Genomic DNA, 18565 nt, shown 5'->3' on the forward strand with positions numbered 1-18565 from the left:
GCGGCGTTGCATGACGGAGTTTCCGTTGCGGAGCTGTAAGGGGGGAACCCTGGCACTGCAATAGCCTCTGGGGCAGGGGTGGACCGCTGGTGGATGAAGGTTGAGGATACGCGATTGATGGTCATCGAAGGGGTGGATCTGCTGGAAAATCTCCAGACACCGGCGGTCATGATCGCGCGCGGGCAGGTGCGATTTGCCAATTCGGCGGCGAAGGACCTGTTGGGCGCGCACATCGTCGGGCAGGACGTGCGTATTGCGATCCGCGATCCCAAGGCGGTCGCCGCTATCCTCAGTGAGAGCGGGGGTACGGCACGGATCTCGGGGCTTTCCACCGGGGGTAGCGTTTGGGAGGTAGACTGCAAGGTGCTGTCGGGCGGTAACAGGATTGTCAGTCTCTACGATCTTTCCGAGCGGGTGAGCGTGGCCAAGTCGCACGCCGACTTCGTCGCCAATGCCAGCCATGAGCTGCGCACGCCGCTCGCCAACGTGATCGGCTACGTCGAAACGCTGATGAATCCCAAGGCGGGTGGCAACGAGGAACTGCGCGAACGCTTCCTGGGCACCATCCGCCACGAGGCGCAGCGCATGCAGGCCCTGATCTCCGACCTCATGTCGCTCTCGCGCATCGAGGCGGTCAAGCACGAAGTACCTTTGGACAGCGTCGACATGGCCCAGCTTGCCCAGGAGGTTGCCGGGGAATTCCGCAGCAGCGCCACGATCGAGCTGGTCGTCAACGCAGAGCACGCGGTGATTGCAGGGGACAAGGGGCAATTGCTGCAGGTCCTGCGCAATCTCATCGATAATGCGCTCAAGTACGGGAAGGCCGATGGCACCGTGCACCTCTCGGTGGAGGTCGCGCGCACCGGCTGGGTGTTGGTCATGGTGCGCGACGAGGGTGAGGGTATCGCGCCTGAACACCTGCCCCGCGTGACCGAACGCTTCTACCGCGCCGACAACAGTCGCAGCCGCGCGGCGGGTGGCACGGGGCTCGGACTTTCGATCGTCAAGCACATCGTCGAGCGTCATCGTGGCCGTTTCGATATCGACAGCCGTCCCGGCGCGGGCACGACCGCGTCGCTGATGCTGCCGCTGCGCGAAAATTGATTTAAGTACGAAGACAAGCACTTGAGCATTTGAACGCGTCGTTGCTTCGGCGTTCGTCCCTCTGTTGCCGGCTCGTGTCATCAAAGTGACATTTGCTGGTCATATTGGCGTCGCCGGACAGACACATCGACGTTACAAAATGAGGTCTCGGGTTGCGTTCAGTTCTTGGAATTTCGGCAACGGCCGTTGCACTTGTGCTGGCCGGTGGTGCCCCCATCGACGCCTATGCTGCGGATGGCGCGCAGGCAGGTGCGGATAGCGCCGTTGCGCGTGAACTCGCGGAGATGCGTGCGCAGATGGCGCGCATGGCTGCGCGTATCGCGGATCTGGAAGCTCAGGTCGCACAGGGCAGTGACGCCCCTGCGATCGCTCCCTCGGCGGCTGCGCCCGCGCTGGCAGGCAACGCCGCGCCAGCCCCCACTCCTGTTGTGACCGCCTCTGCCGCGCCTGCAAAAGCGGCCGGACCCGACGTGAAGGTCAACTTCAAGGGCGGTCCCGAGGTCACGACCTCGGATGGCTGGGCTTTCAAGCTGGGCGGGCGTCTCAACCTCGATGCCGGGTACATCGATGCACCCGACAGCCTGGGGCCGAGCGACGGCTTCGGTAGCGAAGTGCGCCGTGCGCGTCTGCGCGTGACCGGCAAGATTCCGGGCGGCTTCGGTTACAAGTTCGAGACCGAATTCGCGCCGGGTGCTGCGGACTTCACCGACGCTTACGTCAGCTACCAGGATGGTGGTCTCACCATCGAGGCGGGCCAGCACAACACCTTTCAGGGGCTGGAGGAACTCTCGAGCAGCCTCAACACCTCGTTCATCGAACGTGCGGCCTATACCGACGCCTTCAATTTCGAGCGTCGCATCGGTATTTCGGCCCAGTACAGCACCGGCGATCTGCTGCTGCAGGGCGGCATCTTCTCGGACAACGCCGAGGATACGCCCAACAAGAACTTCAGCGTGGACGCGCGCGTTGTCTATGCCCCCAGGATCGGCTCGGCGCAGGTGCACCTGGGCGGTTCGTACCATTACGCCAAGCTGCCCGAAAAGGGCTCGGCCGTGCGCTACCGGCAGCGTCCCTTCGAGCACTTCACCTCGACCCGCTACATCAACACCGGGCTCTTCTCGGCCGACGCGGAGATCGGCTACGGCCTCGAAAGCGCGGTCATTGCCGGACGCCTCCACGCCAGCGCCGAAGGCCACTGGCAGCATGTCTCCCGCCCGGTGGGCGATGCTGATCCGACCTTCTTTGGTGGGGCCATCGAAGTGGGCTACTTCCTCACCAAAGGCGATACCCGCGGCTACAAGCACGGGACGTTCGACCGCGTGAAGCCGGCGCGCCCGGTGGGCGAGGGGGGCTTCGGCGCGCTCCAGGTGAACTTGCGCTACGATTATCTCGACCTCACCGATGCGGGGATCGTGGGGGGCAGCCAGAAGGGCTACGAGGCCTCGCTGATCTGGACCCAGACCGATTACACCCGCCTCATGCTCAACTACGCGCGCCTCGACTACACCGACGCGTTCTATCAGACCGCGGACGGTAGCCGTTCCTTCGGTGTGGACGTGATCGCGATGCGCGCGCAGGTCGATTTCTGATCCTGCCGTGATGGACGGGAGGTGCGCGGCGGGTCGCAATCGACGTCGCCTGCGCCTCCCGGGCTCCAGCCTTGCGGGTTTTCCTGTTCAAAAGGAGTAGGAAATCCCGATCTTGGCGTGCCCGGTGCAGCTTGCATCGCCAAGGGGCACGCCCTAGACCCGCATCAGGAGGACCTGCCCACGAGCGGGTGCCGCCTGCGCGGAAGACCAACTTAGACCGAACCTGATACGACCTATTCCGGGCCCCGCCGAAGAATGTCACGCTTTCGTCATGGAAGTGTCATTCAAGGCCAATAGGGGCGTCGGCACGTCCAGACCAAGGGATATCTTCATGCGATCCATCAGTTCTCTCGTCCTCGCCGCGGCTTCGGTACTTGCGCTCAGCGCCTGCGGCAGCTCGGGCGGCGGCGCCTCGGGTGCGCGCGACTACGTGACCGCCGTCGGCTCCTCGACGGTCTATCCCTTTGCGACCGCGGTCGCCGAGGACTTCGCCCGCAGCTCGGGCAGCAAGTCGCCGGTTATCGAATCGACCGGGACCGGCGCAGGTATGGAACTCTTCTGCCAAGGCGTCGGCTTCGACTTCCCCGATGTCGAGGACGCCTCGCGCCGGATGAAGAAGTCCGAATACGAAACCTGCAAGGCCAACGGCGTCACCGAGATCATGGAGATCCAGGTCGGCATCGACGGCATCGCCTTCGCCGAGGCCAAGGACGGCCCGGGCATGGAGTTGACGCCTGCCGACATCTACAAGGCGCTCGCCGCCAATCCGTTCGGCAAGCCGAACACCGCCAAGACCTGGAAGGATGTGAACCCGGCGCTGCCCGACATGCCCATCCTCGTCTACGGTCCGCCTTCTACCTCGGGCACGCGCGATGCGCTTAAGGAGCTGATCCTGGAAGCGGGCTGCAAGACCGACGCGGCGACCAAGGCGCTCAAGGACAGCGACAAGGACAAGTATGAGGCGACCTGCCACCAGATCCGCGAGGACGGCCCCTATGTCGATGCGGGTGAGAACGACAACCTGATCGTTCAGAAGATCTCGCAGAATTCGAAGGCCGTGGGCATCTTTGGCTATTCGTTCCTCGAAGAGAACGGCGATGTGCTGAAGGGCATCCCGATGTCAGGCGTGACCCCGACCTACGCCTCGATCTCGGACTTCTCGTATCCCGGCGCACGTCCGCTTTACATCTACGTGAAGAAGCAGCACATGGCCCCGATCAAGGGCCTTGCCGACTACGTCGCGGCCTGGCCCAAGGCTTGGGGCCCCGACGGCATTCTCAAGGCAAAGGGCATGGTGATCTCTCCCGATGACGTGCGCGAAAAGAACGCGAAAGTCATCGCCGAGGGCACTCTCCTCGATCCAAGCGAACTGAAATAAGAAGGACCGGCTGCCGGCCATGATTTTGACAGGAATTCTCCTGGCCGTAGTGGGCCTGGGCCTCATCGGCTGGTTCGTGGGGAGGGGGCGTGCGCGCCTCCTCTACCACGGGCGCGGATCGATGCACTCGATGCCCAACTATCATGGCTGGCACCTGGCGCTGTGGATCGTGGTCCCGGCGCTTGTCGTCTGGGCCGTGTGGTCGGGCATTCAGCCCGGTCTTGTCGAAGGCGCGCTGCTGGCCGATCCGGCCGCTGCCGCGCTTCCCGACAACGCCATGCACCGCAGCGCAATCATTTCGCAGGCCTACCTCCTGGCCAGCGATCCGGGCGCGGCAGTCTTTGCCTCCGAGGCGCAGGCCCTTGCCGCGCCGCTGCGCGCGATCATCACCCGCTTCTCGCTGATCGGCGCGCTTCTGGTCACGATTGTCGCCTTCACCGGCAGCGCTTATGGTTTTACCCGCATTCGCGCGCGCTTCGAGGCGCGCACCCAGGTGGAACGCGTGGTCATGGGCGTGCTCCTGCTCGCCTCGCTGATGGCGATCCTGACTACCTTCGGCATCGTCGCCTCGCTGGTGTTCGAGGCCGGGCTGTTCTTCAAGGACGTCTCCCCGATCGCGTTTCTCACCGGCACCCACTGGTCGCCGGGCAACGCGATGGGGGCCGATATCGACGAGAACTTCGGTGCGGTCCCGCTGTTCTGGGGCACGATCTACATCGGCGCGATCATTGCCATGGCTGTCGCCATTCCGCTTGGCCTGATGAGCGCGGTTTACCTCACGCAGTACGCCTCGCGCCGCGTGCGCAAGTGGCTCAAGCCCATCCTCGAGATCCTCGCCGGCATCCCGACTGTCGTCTACGGCTACTTTGCCGCGCTGACGGTGGCGCCGATGATCCGCGACTTCGCCGCCTCGATGGGGGCGAACAATCCGTCGACCGAAAGCGCGCTGGCCGCCGGTCTCGTCATGGGGGTGATGATCATTCCCTTCGTGTCCTCGATGGCTGACGATGCGCTTGCCGCCGTGCCGCGCGCGATGAGCGACGGCTCGCTGGCGCTAGGCGCAACCCGTTCCGAGACCATCAAGAAGGTGCTGCTGCCTGCCGCGCTTCCGGGCATCGTTGCGGGCGTCATGCTGGCGATCAGCCGCGCCATCGGCGAGACGATGATTGTCGTCATGGCTGCGGGCGCCGCGGCCAACCTTTCGGCCAACCCCCTCGATTCGATGACCACGGTCACCTTCCAGATCGTCCAGCTCCTGACGGGCGACCAGGAATTCAACAGCCCCAAGACCCTGTCGGCCTTCGCGCTGGGCCTGATTCTGTTCATCGTCACCCTCGTCCTCAACATCATCGCGCTACGCGTGGTGAAGCGGTTCCGGGAAGCTTATGAGTAATCCAACCTGGCACTCGCCCGAGGCGCGCAGGCGTCTTGCGAAGCGGCACGCGTCCGAACGACGGTTCAAGGCAATGGGCCTTGGCGCCATCGTGCTCTCGGTCGCGTTCCTGGCGCTGCTACTCGTCATCATGCTCAAGAACGGGCTGGGCGGTCTCGACTGGTCCTTCCTTTCGGGTGCGGACTCCACAAGCCCGGACATCGCGGGTGTGTGGGGCGCGGCCAAGGGCTCGCTCCTCACCATGCTGGTGACACTGCTCATCGCCTTCCCGATGGGCGTGCTCGCCGCGATCTACCTTGAGGAGTTCGCGCCCAAGAACAAGTGGGTCGATATCGTCGAGGTCTCGATCAACAACCTGGCCGCGGTACCCTCGATCATCTTCGGCCTGTTGGGCCTTGCCGTCTTCATCAACACGCTGCACCTGCCGCGTTCCTCGCCGATGGTTGGCGGCCTGACGCTTGCGCTCATGACGATGCCGGTCATCGTCATTTCCGGCCGCAACGCGATCAAGGCCGTTCCGCCTTCGATCCGCGAGGCCGCTTACGGCATCGGGGCGAGCAAGGTGCAGACGACTTTCCATCACGTGCTGCCGCTGGCTCTTCCGGGCATTCTCACCGGCACGATCATCGGCATGGCCCGCGCGCTGGGGGAAACCGCGCCGCTGCTGATGATCGGCATGCGCGCCTTCGTCGCCACCCCTCCGGGCGGCGTCACTGACCCTTCGAGCGTGCTCCCGATGCAGATTTTCCTGTGGTCGGACGAGATCGACAAGGGCTTTGTCCAGAACACCTCGGCCGCCATCATTGTCCTGCTGGTCTTCCTGCTGGCGATGAATGGCCTGGCCATATACCTTCGAAACAAATTCGAGGTCCGCTGGTAGAATTATGACCGAACCCAAGCTTATTGCCCGCAACGTCGACGTCTTCTACGGCGAGAAAAAGGCGATCGACAACGTCTCGATCGACATCGACAACGGCATCGTCACCGCCTTCATCGGCCCTTCGGGGTGTGGCAAGTCCACCTTTCTGCGCTCGCTCAACCGCATGAACGACACCATCGCCGGCGCGAAGGTGACGGGGGAGATTCTGCTCGACGGCGAGGACATCTACGCGGCCTCGATGGACCCGGTGGCCCTGCGCGCGCGCGTGGGGATGGTCTTCCAGAAGCCCAACCCGTTTCCCAAGTCGATCTACGAGAACATCGCCTACGGGCCGCGCATCCACGGACTTGCACAGGGCAAGGCGCAGATGGACGAGATCGTCGAACGCTCGCTGACCAAGGCGGGCCTGTGGGACGAGGTGAAGGACCGCCTTTCGGATGCAGGGACCGCGCTTTCGGGCGGCCAGCAGCAGCGTCTGTGCATCGCGCGCGCCATTGCGGTCAGCCCCGAGGTTATCCTCATGGACGAGCCGTGCTCCGCGCTCGACCCGATCGCGACCGCGCGCATCGAGGAGCTGATCGACGAGCTCAAGGACACCTACGCCATCGTCATCGTCACCCACTCGATGCAGCAGGCCGCGCGCGTGTCGCAGCGCACCGCCTTCTTTCACCTGGGGCACCTGGTCGAATATGGCGAGACGAGCGAGATCTTCACGACCCCGCGTGAGGATCGCACCAAGGACTACATTACCGGCCGCTACGGCTGATAGCTTCAGTCCCGCTAGACCCCTACAAAAGGGGCGCGGGCCAACAGGGACATTCGTATGGTTGATCATACCGTCAAGGCCTTCGATTCCGAGATCGGTCAGCTGCGCGGCCTCGTAGCCGAAATGGGCGGCCTCGCCGAAGTGGCCATCCGGGACGCGATCAAGGCGCTGACCCGGCACGACGACGAGCTCGCGCGCGAGGTTGTCGCCAACGACGCCAAGCTCGACGCGCTCGAGGCCGAGGTGGACCGGCTTGCCGTGCGCACCATCGCGCTGCGCGCGCCCATGGCCGACGATCTTCGCGACGTTATCGCCGCGCTCAAGATCTCGGGCGTGATCGAGCGTATCGGCGACTATGCCAAGAACATCGCCAAGCGCATCGACGCGCTCGATCGCGCAGCCAACATCGATCCCGTGACCCTGGTCCCGACCATGGCCGAGATCGCCGAAGGTATGGTGCGCGACGTCCTCAACGCCTACGGTTCGCGCGATGCGCAGCTGGCGGTCGAGGTCATCCGCCGCGACGCCAAGCTCGACCATTTCTACAACACGCTGTTCCGTTCGCTGCTCACGCACATGATGGAGAACCCCTCCACCATCACCGTGGCTGCGCAGATGTTGTTCATCGCGCGCAACCTCGAGCGCATTGGCGACCACGCGACCAACGTCGCCGAGATGGTCTACTACGCCGCAACGGGTGAATACTGCACCGAGCGCGACAGCCAGACCGACGATACCGGCGGCTTCGCCTGAATCCTGTAAACCTGATCCCGGGGCGCCGGGCAGGTGCCTCCCCAGCTAGGGAAGATCCGATGAACCCCTCGGTCCTTGTTGTCGAAGACGATGCCGCCTTGTGCGAACTGCTCACCTGGAATTTGTCCGCCGAAGGCTATGACGTGCGTAGCACGGGCGATGGCGAGGAAGCCCTCGTCATGGTGCGCGAGCAGGCGCCCGATGCCATCGTGCTCGACTGGATGATCGAGCAGATCCCGGGCATCGAGGTCTGCCGCCAGCTGCGCAAGAGCCAGGAAACCGCGCAGATCCCGGTCATCATGGTCACCGCACGCGGCGAGGAAGAGGACATGATCCGCGGCCTCAAGACGGGCGCCGACGATTATATGACCAAGCCCTTTTCCCCGCGCGAGCTGATGGCCCGGATCGAGGCGTTGTTGCGCCGCTCGCGGCCCAGCCTTGCGGGCAACGTCCTGAAATGGGGCGATATCGAGCTTGATGCGACGAGCCACAGGGTACGCCGCGGCGGTGAGCCGCTGCATCTGGGCCCCACCGAGTTCCGTCTGCTGCGCTACTTTATGGAGCGCCCGAACCGCGTGGTCTCGCGTCAGCAGATCCTGGATGGGGTGTGGGGCATGGATTCCGACATTGACGAGCGCACAGTGGATGTCCACATCCGCCGCTTGCGCAAGGCGATCAACCGCGAGGGCGAGGCCGATCCCATCCGCACGGTGCGAGCGGCGGGTTACGCGATGGACATCAACTGAATATCCGCCGGGGGTCGAAAGGCTCCCGGCGTTTTCATTTCAGGCAAGGGGGACGGCAGGGGCGGTAAAGGGCGCCTCTCAGGCCGCTTCGTGCGCGTGGCCGTCCTCAGCCGCCTCGACGGCGCGGGTGATGGCGGTCACGAACTGGTCCGTCGCGCGCTCCCAGGAATAGAGGCTGCCCAATGTCGCGGCATCTTCGCGCGGGATGGTCAGTGCGCCCTCGATGGCCCGCGCAAGGTCGGTGTCGAGCACGCCTGCCGGGCAGACGACCGGAAGGTCCACGCCGCACCCGTCTTCGCCCAGGATGTCGATCGGGCCGGTCACCGGATAGGCGGCCACGGGTACGCCGCAGGCGAGGGCTTCGATCACGACGAGGCCGAAGGTGTCAGTGCGGCTGGGGAAGACGAAGCAGTCGGCCGCGCGGTAGGCGCTCGCCAGTTCCTCGCCGCGCATAGGGGCGAGGAAGTGCGCGCCGGGATAGCGGCGTTTGAGGCTTTCGAGCGCAGGACCATCGCCTACCACGACCTTGCTGCCCGGAACGTCGGCGTCGAGGAAGGCTTCCAGGTTCTTCTCAGGTGCGACGCGACCGACGTTGAGAAGGATCGGGCCCGGCAGCTTGGCCATCAAGGGGTGGCGCGAACCTTCCGGGCGGAACAGGTCATGGTCGATGCCTCGGCTCCAGGGCATGGTCTTGGCGATCCCGCGTCCCGCAAGTTCGCGCGCGAAGCTGCGAGTCGAGACGAGGACCCCGCTTGAAGGTGCGTGGAAGCGCTGCATGATCGGCCAGAAACGCTCGGCGCTGATCCCGGTGCGCACCGCGGCATACTCTGGAAAGCGGGTGTGGAAGGCGCTCGTGAAGGGGACCCCGCGTGAGAGGCACCAGCCGCGCGCGGACCAGCCAATGGGGCCTTCGGTGGCGATGTGGACGAGTTCGGGCTGAGCGGCATCGAGCATGCGCCGTACGCCGAAGCGCGGGGCCATCGCCAGCCGGATTTCGGCATAGCCGGGCATGGGGACGGTCAGGAACTTGTCGGGGGTGACCATCTCGACGCTGTGGCCACGGGCCGTCAGTTCCTCAAGCGTGGCGCACAAGGATCGGACGACACCGTTGACCTGCGGTAGCCAGGCATCGGTTGCAAGGACCAGTCTCATGCAAGGGCTCCGGTTGCCGTGGGGGCGGGCAGGGGGGCGGGCTGCTCGGCGCCATGGGGTGTGTGTTCCGGGGCGGCGGCAGGTGCGGTGCGTCCGCCCGTCTCGGCGACCCAGTCAACGATGGAGATTGTGCCGGTGAAATCTTCCACCAGCGCAGTGCAGCTCTCCACCCAGTCGCCGTCGTTGTAGTAGGTGATGCCGCCGAATTCGCGGATCTCGGCGCAGTGGATGTGGCCGCAGACAACGCCGTCGAAACCGCGCTGGGTGGCTTCGGAGGCAACCGCCTCCTCGAACGAGGAGATATAGGCCACCGCATTCTTCACGCGCTTTTTCATATAGGCCGAGAGTGACCAGTAGGGCATCTTGAGACGGCGGCGCACCGCGTTGAAGACGATGTTCGCGCGCAGCAGCAGCCCGTAGGCCTGGTCGCCAAGGTAGGCGAGCCACTTGTGGTAAAGGACAACGCCGTCATAGGCATCGCCGTGGGTGACAAGGAGGCGCCGACCGTCGCGGGTCTCGTGGATCGCTTCCATGACCAGTTCGACCCCGCCGAAGGTGAGACCGGCGTAGTCGCGCAGCATCTCGTCGTGGTTGCCCGCAATGAAGACCACGCGCGTGCCGCGGTGGGCCATCTTGAGGATGCGGCGGATCACTTCGTTGTGGGCGTCGGTCCAGTACCAGTTCTTGCGCAGGCGCCAGCCATCGACGATGTCGCCCACCAGGTAGAGCGTGCGGCACTCGACCGAGCGCAGGAAATCGACAAGCATGTCCGCGTTGCATCCGCGCGTGCCCAGGTGCACGTCGGAAATCCAGATGGTTTCGTACTTGCGCTTGGGACGAAAGCCCTTGGGGTCTGGCAGGTCGAGCCACTCGGGGATCTTGCCTGCCATCTCGAAAAGTGCGTCCACGTCCTTGGCCATGCGTGGCCTCCCCGGTTGCTCCAGCGTGTCCCTGTGGACTGCCATGACGGGGTTGCGTGGGCGTGACGGTTGGGCGGCACTTGTGTGACAATCTGTACCTGTGTGCCAAATTCGCGCGGACGTCGCCGATTTGTCACCTGTCCGTCACACTTCGCCTGCAAGTAGCCGCGGAACCTTAGGGGAAAAGGGGCCAATGCGGCGTATTGATATCCTGTTGGCCAGCGAACTCGCAGGCGGCTACGCGCCGTTTCGTCACGACGATTTCGACGTGGTGCTGCACCGCTGGACAGACTATGGCGAACTGCCGCTGATCGAGGGCGCGTTGTGGGTCTTCGTGGATTGGGTGCTCCCCGAGATGTCGGGCCTGGAGCTGTGCCGCCGCCTGCGCGCCGATGGGCTGACTGCGCATGCGCATGTGACGATGGTGCTCGAAGAGGATAATGTCGAGGATCGCAAGCGCGCGCTGCGCATGGGGGCGGATGACTACATGGTCGGCCCACTCGTGCGCAACGCGCTGCTTGACCGGGTGCTGGGGGCCAACGTCAGTGATCATGACGCCACTGGAATCCGGACCGTTGCTCAAGGCGATCTGACCGTCGATGTCGCGGCCTTCCAGGCGCGCTGGCAGGGCAAGCCGATTTCTCTCATGCCCAACGAGTTGCGTCTCCTCCGCTACTTCATCGAGCATCCGGGGCGGGTTTTTACCCGTGCACAGTTGATCGCGGCGCTCGGCAAGCAGGAGCCGCCAGTCGACGAGCGCACCGTGGACGTGTGGATCGGTCGCTTGCGCCGCGCGCTCAAGGGCGTGGGGGCGGGCAATCCGCTGCGCACCGTGCGCTCGCTCGGCTACGTGTTCGACGCGGCCTGAACGGCTGCGCCGTCACGCGCCCGTCAGGCTGTCAGACCGCACCCACCGCGTGCTCGCCCGCGTTCTTCGCGTGGATCGGCTTGCCGGTGATGAGCTTGTAGACCTGCTTCAGACCCATGTCGGCGGTCCACACTTCGCCATCAGCAATGTCGAAGCGCAGCATGACGACATCGGGATCGTCCTTACCTTCGGGAAACCAGGCCTCGACCGCGTTATTCCAGAGGTCTCCGCGCCGCGTGACGCTGGTGTCCTCGGTGAGGGTGCCCGACAGGCAGGCGAAGACGTCGTGGCCCTTGGTCATGGCCTGGCCCATCGCCTTGCCGCCGCCCGCGATGCGGTTGGAGCGGCGCGCGAAGAACCAGATCGAATGCGTCGCCTCCTTGTCGAGCATCGCTGTCATCGGCTCGGCGTGGCCGGGCGCATCGGACAGCTTCATCATGATGAAGGGGCTGTCGGCAAAGGCCTTCCAGAAGGTGTGCTGAACCTTGTCGTCCATGGTGTGTCTCCTCGTGTTGGTGTTTGAAACCTCAACGCGAGGGAGGCGCCATGCGTTCCGACAAAGGGGTCAGCCGACCCAGCCGGCGGTCTGGACGAGGAGCCACAGGCCGATGGCCACGAATAGCAGCGCCGCGATCACATGGACCACGCGCATAGGGACGCGTTCGATGAGGGCATTGCCCAGGAACACGGCAGGCGCATTGGCGATCATCATGCCCAGCGTCGTGCCCAGCATGACCGGGACGACACTCTCGAAGCGGGCGGCGAGCGCCACCGTCGCGATCTGGGTCTTGTCGCCCATCTCGACGAGGAAGAACGCGATCACGGTGGCCAGGAACGGCCCGAAGCGGCCCGGCTTGGGCTCGTCGTCCTCGTCGAACTTGTCGGGGATCAGCGTCCACAGCCCCATGACGATGAAGCTGGCGGCGACAAGGTAGCGGAACCACAGGCCATCGAGGAACGCAGCGGCCTGTTCGCCCACGAGCGCGGCCAGGAAATGGTTGGCGAGCGTCGCCACCAGAATGCCCGCCACGATGGGCCAGGGCTTCTTGAAGCGGGTGGCGAGCACGATTGCGAGCAGCTGCGTCTTGTCGCCGACTTCGGCGAGCGCAACGACCGCGCTCGAGGTGAGAAAGGCTTCCATCATGTCGAATTTCTATCCGGGCCGGGCGGGCAGTGAACGCAAAGAGGCCATAGGCCCCCGCCCGGCCAGGCGATGGCGTCCGGCGTCTCTGGTCTTGCCCGAAGCGCAATGGGCAGGCCCTTGGGCCATTCCGCGCGATCTCCTGTGCGCCATGGCCTCTCGGCCAAGTATGTTGACGACAGGGCCTGCCGGAACCCGTGCCCGAAGCAGGGGTGCGATGGCAGGCGGCTACTCCCCGTGTGACGAACCTGCCGCCTAGCCGTGCGACCACTTCGGCGCAAGATGGGCGTGCAGGCGATGTTCGAAGGGCGGTAAACCAAAAAAGAGCCCGGCCGCATCGTGGCGGCCGGGCTGTGAGGTCACGCGGGGGAAGGGGGCTTCCCGGCGTGTTCGCATGAAATGATCAGGTCAGAACTTGATCGAGGCCGACGCCTTGAACACCCGGCCCAGAGCGTAGGTGTTGAACTGGACGTCGCCGTCCTCGAAGCTCTGGTATTCCTTGTGCGCACGGCCGGTGAGGTTGCGGCCCTCGAACTTCAGTTCCAGTTCGCTCGCCCCGATCATGATGCCCTGGCGCACGATCACGTCGATTGTGAAGCCGGGGTGCTCGAAGATGTCGGGCTGGCGGATGGTGCCGTTGACGCCGCGGCTGGTCACGCGCTTGGAGGCGTAATTGAGCATGATCGTCTGCTGCGAGAGGCTGTCAGTGTCTTCCAGGCCGAACTGCAGGTTGGCGATGTGCTTGGACTGGCCTGTCAGCGGCGCGCCGTCAACGAAGTAGTTGGTTGCGGCCGAGAGGAAGCCGTTGACATTGGTCACGTCATCGGCGGTCACGTTGAGCTGCGACTTGGTGTAGGTGTAGTTCGCGTTGACGGCGATGCGGCGGGTCTCGAAGAACGAGCCCAGGTTGTAGAGGTCGAAGTACTTCTGCAGTTCGACTTCCGCACCATAGAGGTCCGCGCTCGGTGCGTTGGCGTAGCGGGTGAAGTAGCCGTTCGAGTAGAGCAGGTAGCTCTCGATCGGGTTCTTGATGTGCTTGTAGAAGCCGCCCAGCGAGACATGTTCGTCGCGGTTGAAGTACCACTCCCAGCGCGCTTCGGCGTTGTAGAGCTGGCTGTCAATCAACTGCGGGTTGCCCTGGTAGGTGCGGTTGGTTTCCGGATCGAAGAAGTTCTGGAAGATCAGCTCGCGGAATTGGGGCCGCGCGATGGTCTTCGAGCCGTTGATGCGGATCTGCATCTCGGGATCGATCTCGTAAGTCAGCGTGGCCGCCGGCAGGAAGTACTCGTTCTTCAACGTCACGCCGCTTTCGGCCACCCCTTCGACCGGGACCAGCAGCGACTGCTCCTTGGCCCACTCCCAGCGCACACCGGCATCGAGGGTGAGGCCATAGGCCAGCGTGCCGTCGACCTTGGCGTAGAAGGCATGGTTGAGCAGGCGTGCGCGGTAGTTGGCGTAAGGCGCGGTCGGGTCCTGCAGCTGCAGGTCATAGTCGAGCCCGGTGCGGTCGAGGTACCATTGGCCCGTCTGGAGCAGCACGTCGAGACGCGCGGTGCCGAGCGCTTCGATCAGTTCGGAATCGCCGTTGGCAATGACGAGGAACTGGCGCTGGCGGCTTTCGCGCGAGTTGATCTGGTAGGCATAGCCGACAGTGCCCGACCAGTTGGTCGAGAAGCGATGGCTGACATCGGCACCCGCCGACCAAACGTCTTCGTTGAGGCGCGAGAAGGAGATCGAGGTCGGTGCCGAACCCGTGCCGCTTCCCAGGGCGTTGGTGAACAGGTCACCCACGCCGCCATCGCCGGTGTTGCGGCGGATGTAGCGCGAGACGATCTCGTAGGGCGCGATGCGCTTGGAGTTGGCGTAACCGGCGCGCAGGTCGATCGTGGTGTCGTCGGTGGGCTTGAATTCGCCGGTGAACTGGCTGTCGATCAGCTGGCGTTCGTACCAGCCGGTGCTCTGCTCCATGAAGTCCCAGTCATCGTTCTGCTGGGGCTGCTTGAAGGAGGCGAGGGCCGCGTACTTGTCGGTATCGTGGATATAGACGTTGGTCCAGCGGATCGAGTTTTCACCCCATTCAAGGCCAAGGCCAAGGAGGCCGTTGACGATCACGCGGTTGTCGCTCTGGACGGTGGTGCCGTCCTGATCGCGGTCTTCGTAGGCGCCCGAGAGAAGTTGGGTCGACTGGCGCAGCGCCTGGCGGGTCTGCGTTGTGTTCGAGTAGCCCGCCGTCGCGATCACGCCCAGCGTCGCCCCGCCCAGATCGAAGGAGGTGCCCGCCGAAAGATCGGCGCTGAAATTGGGCTGCGTGTTCTCGATGGTCTGGATTACTGAGTTGCGCGGCGTGAACAGGATCGAGCCGATATCGTCGGCCAGCTCGCTGGTAGGGTTAAGGGCCAGATTGCTGTCGAACAGCGCCTGCATGTCATGAGGCACGCGGCGCAGGCCGTTGTCGTAGCCTGTCCAGTCGGTCTTGGAGCCGTAGTAGGAATAGCTCAGCTTGTTGGTGGTCTCGCTGTCCCAGCCGATGCCGCCGCCGATCTTGAGGAAGCTTTCCTCGGGGACGGCCTGGGTAGTCAGGTTGATCACGCCGCCGCCAAACTCACCCGGGAAGTTCACCGAGTAGCTCTTCTGCACCATCGAGGAGGCCACGACGCTGGTCGGGAAGAGGTCGAGGGGAACCACGCGCTTGAGCGGTTCGGGGCTGGGAAGAGGCGAGCCGTTGAGCAGCGCGAGCGAGTAGCGGTCGCCCAGGCCACGCACGTAGACATAGCCGTTGCCCACGACCGAAAGGCCGGTCACATGGCCAAGCGCGCCGGCAATGTCGCCTTCGCCGGTGCGCGCAATGTCCTCGCTGGAGAGAACCGAGAGAACCTCGGTTGCGGAACGCTCCACGTTGACGGTGCGCCGGCCGGTCACGATGATCGCGCCGCCCGGGATCGAGACGTCGGGGCCATCGTTTTCGGCTTCGTCCTGCGCAGTCTCGGCGGGAGCGGCAAGGGTTTCAGGCGTTGTATCGCTGTCCTGCGCTTGCGCGATACCCGGTGTCATCACCGTGGAGAGAAGCAGGAGCGGGACGAGCGGCGACTTGGTCATGGGAAGGTTCCCCCTCAGAAACTCGTAAATTCGGATCAGCGAAAGGGGCGGTCCGACAGACCGCCCCTTTCCCCGTTCAACGGGTGGCCGTTCAGGCGACCGGAAGGCCGGTGCAAAGGCTGCCGGTGCCGAAGTCGGCGGTGGCGTTGTCGCAAGTCCAGCCTCGGTACCAGGTGTCGTTGGCATCACGCACGGCACCGATGTAGTCGACCACGTCGAAGAAGCTCGAGAAGTCGGCGATGTTGGCGTAGGCCATGACACCGTTCTCGTTCGAGCCATTGACGAAGGTGCTGGTCAGCGTCGAGGTGATCGAGGCATTGTTGTTGGTGCCCGCGTTGAACATGTCCTCGGCGGTGTTCGTACCCGAGTACTGGCTACCCGTACTCAGGAACGGACCGGTGTCACCGCAGGTCATCACGACCGAGTTGGCGGTGAAGGTGGCCGAACCGGTGGCGGTGCGGCCATCGATGCGGATGCACTCGTTGCTCGGCGTGTTGATGATGCCGTTGACGAAGTTGATGTCCGCATCGCCGCGCACCAGGATGCTGGCTTCGTCCGAATTGTCCGGACGGTTGCCCGACTGGATCGCGGTAAAGTTGGCGAATGTCGACTGCTGACGGTCGGCCGGATCGGAGTTGATGTTGTTGTTCGAGTCGATCTCGAAGAAGGCATCGCCGGCGCCTGCACGCTGGAGCAGCAGCAGGTACTGGAAGTTCCCCTTGAGGCCGGTGTCGGTGTCGAGGCTGTCATCGTCGGCGTTGACCGCGATGTAGTGCTTCATGTTGACCGCGCCGCCGAAGAACTCCGATCCGTCATCCGAGCTGTTGACGGTCTGGATGTAGTCGAGCGTGGTGCCTGTGCCCAGGCCACCGCCGGTGAGCGACTGAAGTTCGGCGTCGGGCGCGAGGTTGTAGCCCGAATAGCGGATCTGCACGTAGCGCATCGAACCGGCGCTGTAGCCGTTATTGCGGCCGCCGAAGGTGGCGGGGGTCGCTGCGCCTTCGGTCTCGCGCTGGCAGTCCTGCGTGGCGACGCTGCCGCCTGCGGTGCAGTCGGTGATGATGCCGCGGCCGAGCAGCACAATGCCGCCCCACTGGCGATCCGAGCTGTCGGTGGCCGAGCCGACCACGTTCTGGCGGCTGGTGAAGACGATCGGCGAGGAGGCCGTGCCGTTGGCCTGGATGGTGTTGCCGCGGTTGACCGCGAGCCAGGCCGGATCGGCGGCGTTCTCGGCGTAAACGATGACGCCCGGATCGATGGTCAGCTCAACCGAGGTGTCCGATGTCAGGTTCGAGATACCGGCGTTGAGGCACGAGGCGGTGGTGGTGGTGTAGGGCGAACCCGAAGTCGGGACCGAGAAACCGCCATCGCAGCCCACGTCCACGCGGCCGTTGATGCGGTAGAGAACGCCCGCCTCGTTGGGCAGGCTGGAGCTCGCATCGACCAGCGCGGGCAGGGTGCAAATGCGCCAGGAGTTGCCGTTCGGGTCTTCGATGGTGCCGTCGTTCGACAGGCCACCGGTGGCGTTGAAGGTGGGGCATTCGGCCGCCGCTTCGATGATGCCGGTGGTCGGTGTGGGCGTCGGCGTGGGCGTGCCGCCGCCGTTGTTGACCACGACGCTTCCGGCGCCGGGCGAGGCAATGTCATCGGCCCCGCAGCCCGCAAGTGCGAGAGCGCTGCAGCCCAGGAGCATCAGGCCAGAGAATTTCTTCACGTGTATTCCCCCGTTGGATCGGTTTCGATCGAGTGGATCAAATTCGACGATCGCGGCGGGCCCGCCATCGTTGGCGGCGTCGTAGGAGCCGGGGGTGACAATTTGTTGGCGTTGCCATGACAGAAATATGGACTTTTCTGACTGGGGTGTGACGGCCATGTGTCAAGGCGGGCAGGGGCGAAAAAACGCTTGCAGCGACTCACGTATTTCTGCGGTGTTCACGCTGAGATTGCAGTTTTATGACACTCTTGTCATTTTGCTTGAGGGTTGTGGCTTTTCGCGCACAATCGGCTGCATTGATGAACTCGAGGGAGAAAAACAGATGTCCTTGACCGCCGCAGCCCTGGCTCTCCTTGCTGGCCAGTCCGCCCTTTCGCTCACAGTCGAACTGCCGCGCGCCGAATCGCAGGACGTCGCCTATGCTGAACTCGTGGCGGGGCAGGATCAGGCGGCGCTCGCGAAGTTGCTGGCCGCGCGCGAGGTATGTGGAGAGGACCCTGCCCTCCTGATCAACCTGGGTGCCGCTTACACCCGCCTTGGCCGTGTTCACGAAGCGCGCAAGGCCTACGATGCAGCCATTGTCAGTGACGAGCGCTACGACCTCGAAACCGGCAGCGGCAAGTGGATCGATTCGCGCTACATCGCCCGCACCGCCAAGCGCGAAGGACTCGACGCACAGCGCACGCTCGCCATGCTCTGAGGTTTCGCCTTCCTTTTCGGGAACCGGGCCCACTCCCTGTCATGCGCGCGCGTCATTAAACTTGGGTGGTTCCTTGTCTGTGTGCTCTTCCGTTTCCGATCAGGTGCGCGCGCGTGAGATCAATTTGCACCTGGCTCCCCGATGTGGCCGGGGCTGGCCCGCTCATCCCTTCTAGCCCCGTTCCTACCCCCTGATGCCCTACCTCGGATGGTCGCCTTTCGGGTCGCGCTGGCACCATCTAGTGGATTGATCGGAACAGATGATTCCGTTTTCGGGATTCCCTTGAACGGGGGGACATGCGAAGATGGCGCATGCGAACGGGCATCCAGATTGAGGTTACAGGACCGGACACCAAGCGGCTCGAA

Annotated in this window: 16 protein-coding genes and 1 riboswitch; of the genes, 10 read left to right on the forward strand and 6 right to left on the reverse strand. The window is 64.2% G+C overall.

Annotation, left to right across the window (positions count from 1 at the left end; translation table 11 throughout):
• Nucleotides 1-117: 117 nt before the first annotated feature.
• The 8 genes from FMM79_RS17560 to phoB all read left to right on the forward strand — a co-directional run bounded on the left by FMM79_RS17560 (nt 118) and on the right by phoB (nt 8609).
• Complete coding sequence (locus FMM79_RS17560) at nt 118-1104, forward strand: cell wall metabolism sensor histidine kinase WalK (RefSeq protein WP_148628759.1); 987 nt, start codon at nt 118-120, stop codon at nt 1102-1104.
• Nucleotides 1105-1256: 152 nt separating this feature from the next.
• Nucleotides 1257-2693 (forward strand): OprO/OprP family phosphate-selective porin, encoded by a 1437-nt coding sequence (locus FMM79_RS17565; protein ID WP_148628723.1) that lies wholly within the window; start codon nt 1257-1259, stop codon nt 2691-2693.
• A 331-nt stretch (nt 2694-3024) separates the two neighbouring features.
• Entirely contained in the window at nt 3025-4071 is a 1047-nt protein-coding gene (locus tag FMM79_RS17570) for a substrate-binding domain-containing protein (protein ID WP_148628724.1), read from the forward strand.
• Nucleotides 4072-4090: 19 nt separating this feature from the next.
• The gene (gene pstC / locus FMM79_RS17575; protein ID WP_148628725.1) at nt 4091-5464 is read left to right on the forward strand and encodes a phosphate ABC transporter permease subunit PstC; all 1374 of its coding nucleotides are present in this window, start codon (nt 4091-4093) and stop codon (nt 5462-5464) included.
• Nucleotides 5457-6344, forward strand: coding sequence for a phosphate ABC transporter permease PstA (gene pstA, locus FMM79_RS17580; protein WP_148628726.1), 888 nt, complete (start codon nt 5457-5459; stop codon nt 6342-6344). The genes pstC and pstA overlap by 8 nt, the downstream gene beginning before the upstream one ends.
• Before the next feature lie 4 nt (nt 6345-6348).
• On the forward strand, nt 6349-7110 hold the full coding sequence (pstB, locus tag FMM79_RS17585) for a phosphate ABC transporter ATP-binding protein PstB (protein ID WP_039388185.1): 762 nt from the start codon (nt 6349-6351) through the stop codon (nt 7108-7110).
• A 57-nt stretch (nt 7111-7167) separates the two neighbouring features.
• Complete coding sequence (gene phoU, locus FMM79_RS17590; protein WP_148628727.1) at nt 7168-7863, forward strand: phosphate signaling complex protein PhoU; 696 nt, start codon at nt 7168-7170, stop codon at nt 7861-7863.
• Nucleotides 7864-7922: 59 nt separating this feature from the next.
• The gene (phoB, locus tag FMM79_RS17595; RefSeq protein ID WP_148628728.1) at nt 7923-8609 is read left to right on the forward strand and encodes a phosphate regulon transcriptional regulator PhoB; all 687 of its coding nucleotides are present in this window, start codon (nt 7923-7925) and stop codon (nt 8607-8609) included.
• Between the two features lie 78 nt (nt 8610-8687).
• On the opposite strand, the gene FMM79_RS17600 is transcribed toward phoB, so the two are convergent.
• Nucleotides 8688-9761, reverse strand: coding sequence for a glycosyltransferase family 1 protein (locus tag FMM79_RS17600; protein ID WP_148628729.1), 1074 nt, complete (start codon nt 9759-9761; stop codon nt 8688-8690).
• Nucleotides 9758-10681 (reverse strand): UDP-2,3-diacylglucosamine diphosphatase, encoded by a 924-nt coding sequence (locus FMM79_RS17605; protein WP_148628730.1) that lies wholly within the window; start codon nt 10679-10681, stop codon nt 9758-9760. Before FMM79_RS17605 ends, FMM79_RS17600 begins: the two co-directional genes overlap by 4 nt.
• Nucleotides 10682-10874: 193 nt before the next feature.
• Here FMM79_RS17605 and FMM79_RS17610 point away from each other — a divergent pair, with 193 nt between their 5' ends.
• Nucleotides 10875-11549 carry a response regulator transcription factor gene (locus FMM79_RS17610; protein ID WP_148628731.1) on the forward strand — a complete coding sequence of 225 codons (675 nt, stop codon included), beginning with the start codon at nt 10875-10877 and terminating at the stop codon, nt 11547-11549.
• Nucleotides 11550-11580: 31 nt separating this feature from the next.
• On the opposite strand, the gene FMM79_RS17615 is transcribed toward FMM79_RS17610, so the two are convergent.
• The 4 genes from FMM79_RS17615 to FMM79_RS17630 form a co-directional block, all read right to left on the reverse strand.
• Nucleotides 11581-12045 carry a pyridoxamine 5'-phosphate oxidase family protein gene (locus FMM79_RS17615; protein ID WP_148628732.1) on the reverse strand — a complete coding sequence of 155 codons (465 nt, stop codon included), beginning with the start codon at nt 12043-12045 and terminating at the stop codon, nt 11581-11583.
• Between the two features lie 69 nt (nt 12046-12114).
• Nucleotides 12115-12690, reverse strand: coding sequence for a TMEM165/GDT1 family protein (locus tag FMM79_RS17620; RefSeq protein WP_148628760.1), 576 nt, complete (start codon nt 12688-12690; stop codon nt 12115-12117).
• 100 nt (nt 12691-12790) lie between these two features.
• Nucleotides 12791-12941, reverse strand: a riboswitch (yybP-ykoY riboswitch).
• A 157-nt stretch (nt 12942-13098) separates the two neighbouring features.
• On the reverse strand, nt 13099-15786 hold the full coding sequence (locus FMM79_RS17625; RefSeq protein WP_148628733.1) for a TonB-dependent receptor domain-containing protein: 2688 nt from the start codon (nt 15784-15786) through the stop codon (nt 13099-13101).
• 91 nt (nt 15787-15877) lie between these two features.
• Nucleotides 15878-17500 carry a hypothetical protein gene (locus FMM79_RS17630; protein ID WP_148628734.1) on the reverse strand — a complete coding sequence of 541 codons (1623 nt, stop codon included), beginning with the start codon at nt 17498-17500 and terminating at the stop codon, nt 15878-15880.
• Between the two features lie 322 nt (nt 17501-17822).
• On the opposite strand from FMM79_RS17630, the gene FMM79_RS17635 reads away from it, so the two are divergent.
• The gene (locus tag FMM79_RS17635; RefSeq protein WP_148628735.1) at nt 17823-18200 is read left to right on the forward strand and encodes a hypothetical protein; all 378 of its coding nucleotides are present in this window, start codon (nt 17823-17825) and stop codon (nt 18198-18200) included.
• The last annotated feature ends 365 nt before the right edge of the window (nt 18201-18565 follow it).

It is taken from the genome of Novosphingobium sp. BW1, from assembly GCF_008107685.1.
Taxonomy (GTDB): Bacteria; Pseudomonadota; Alphaproteobacteria; order Sphingomonadales; family Sphingomonadaceae; genus Novosphingobium.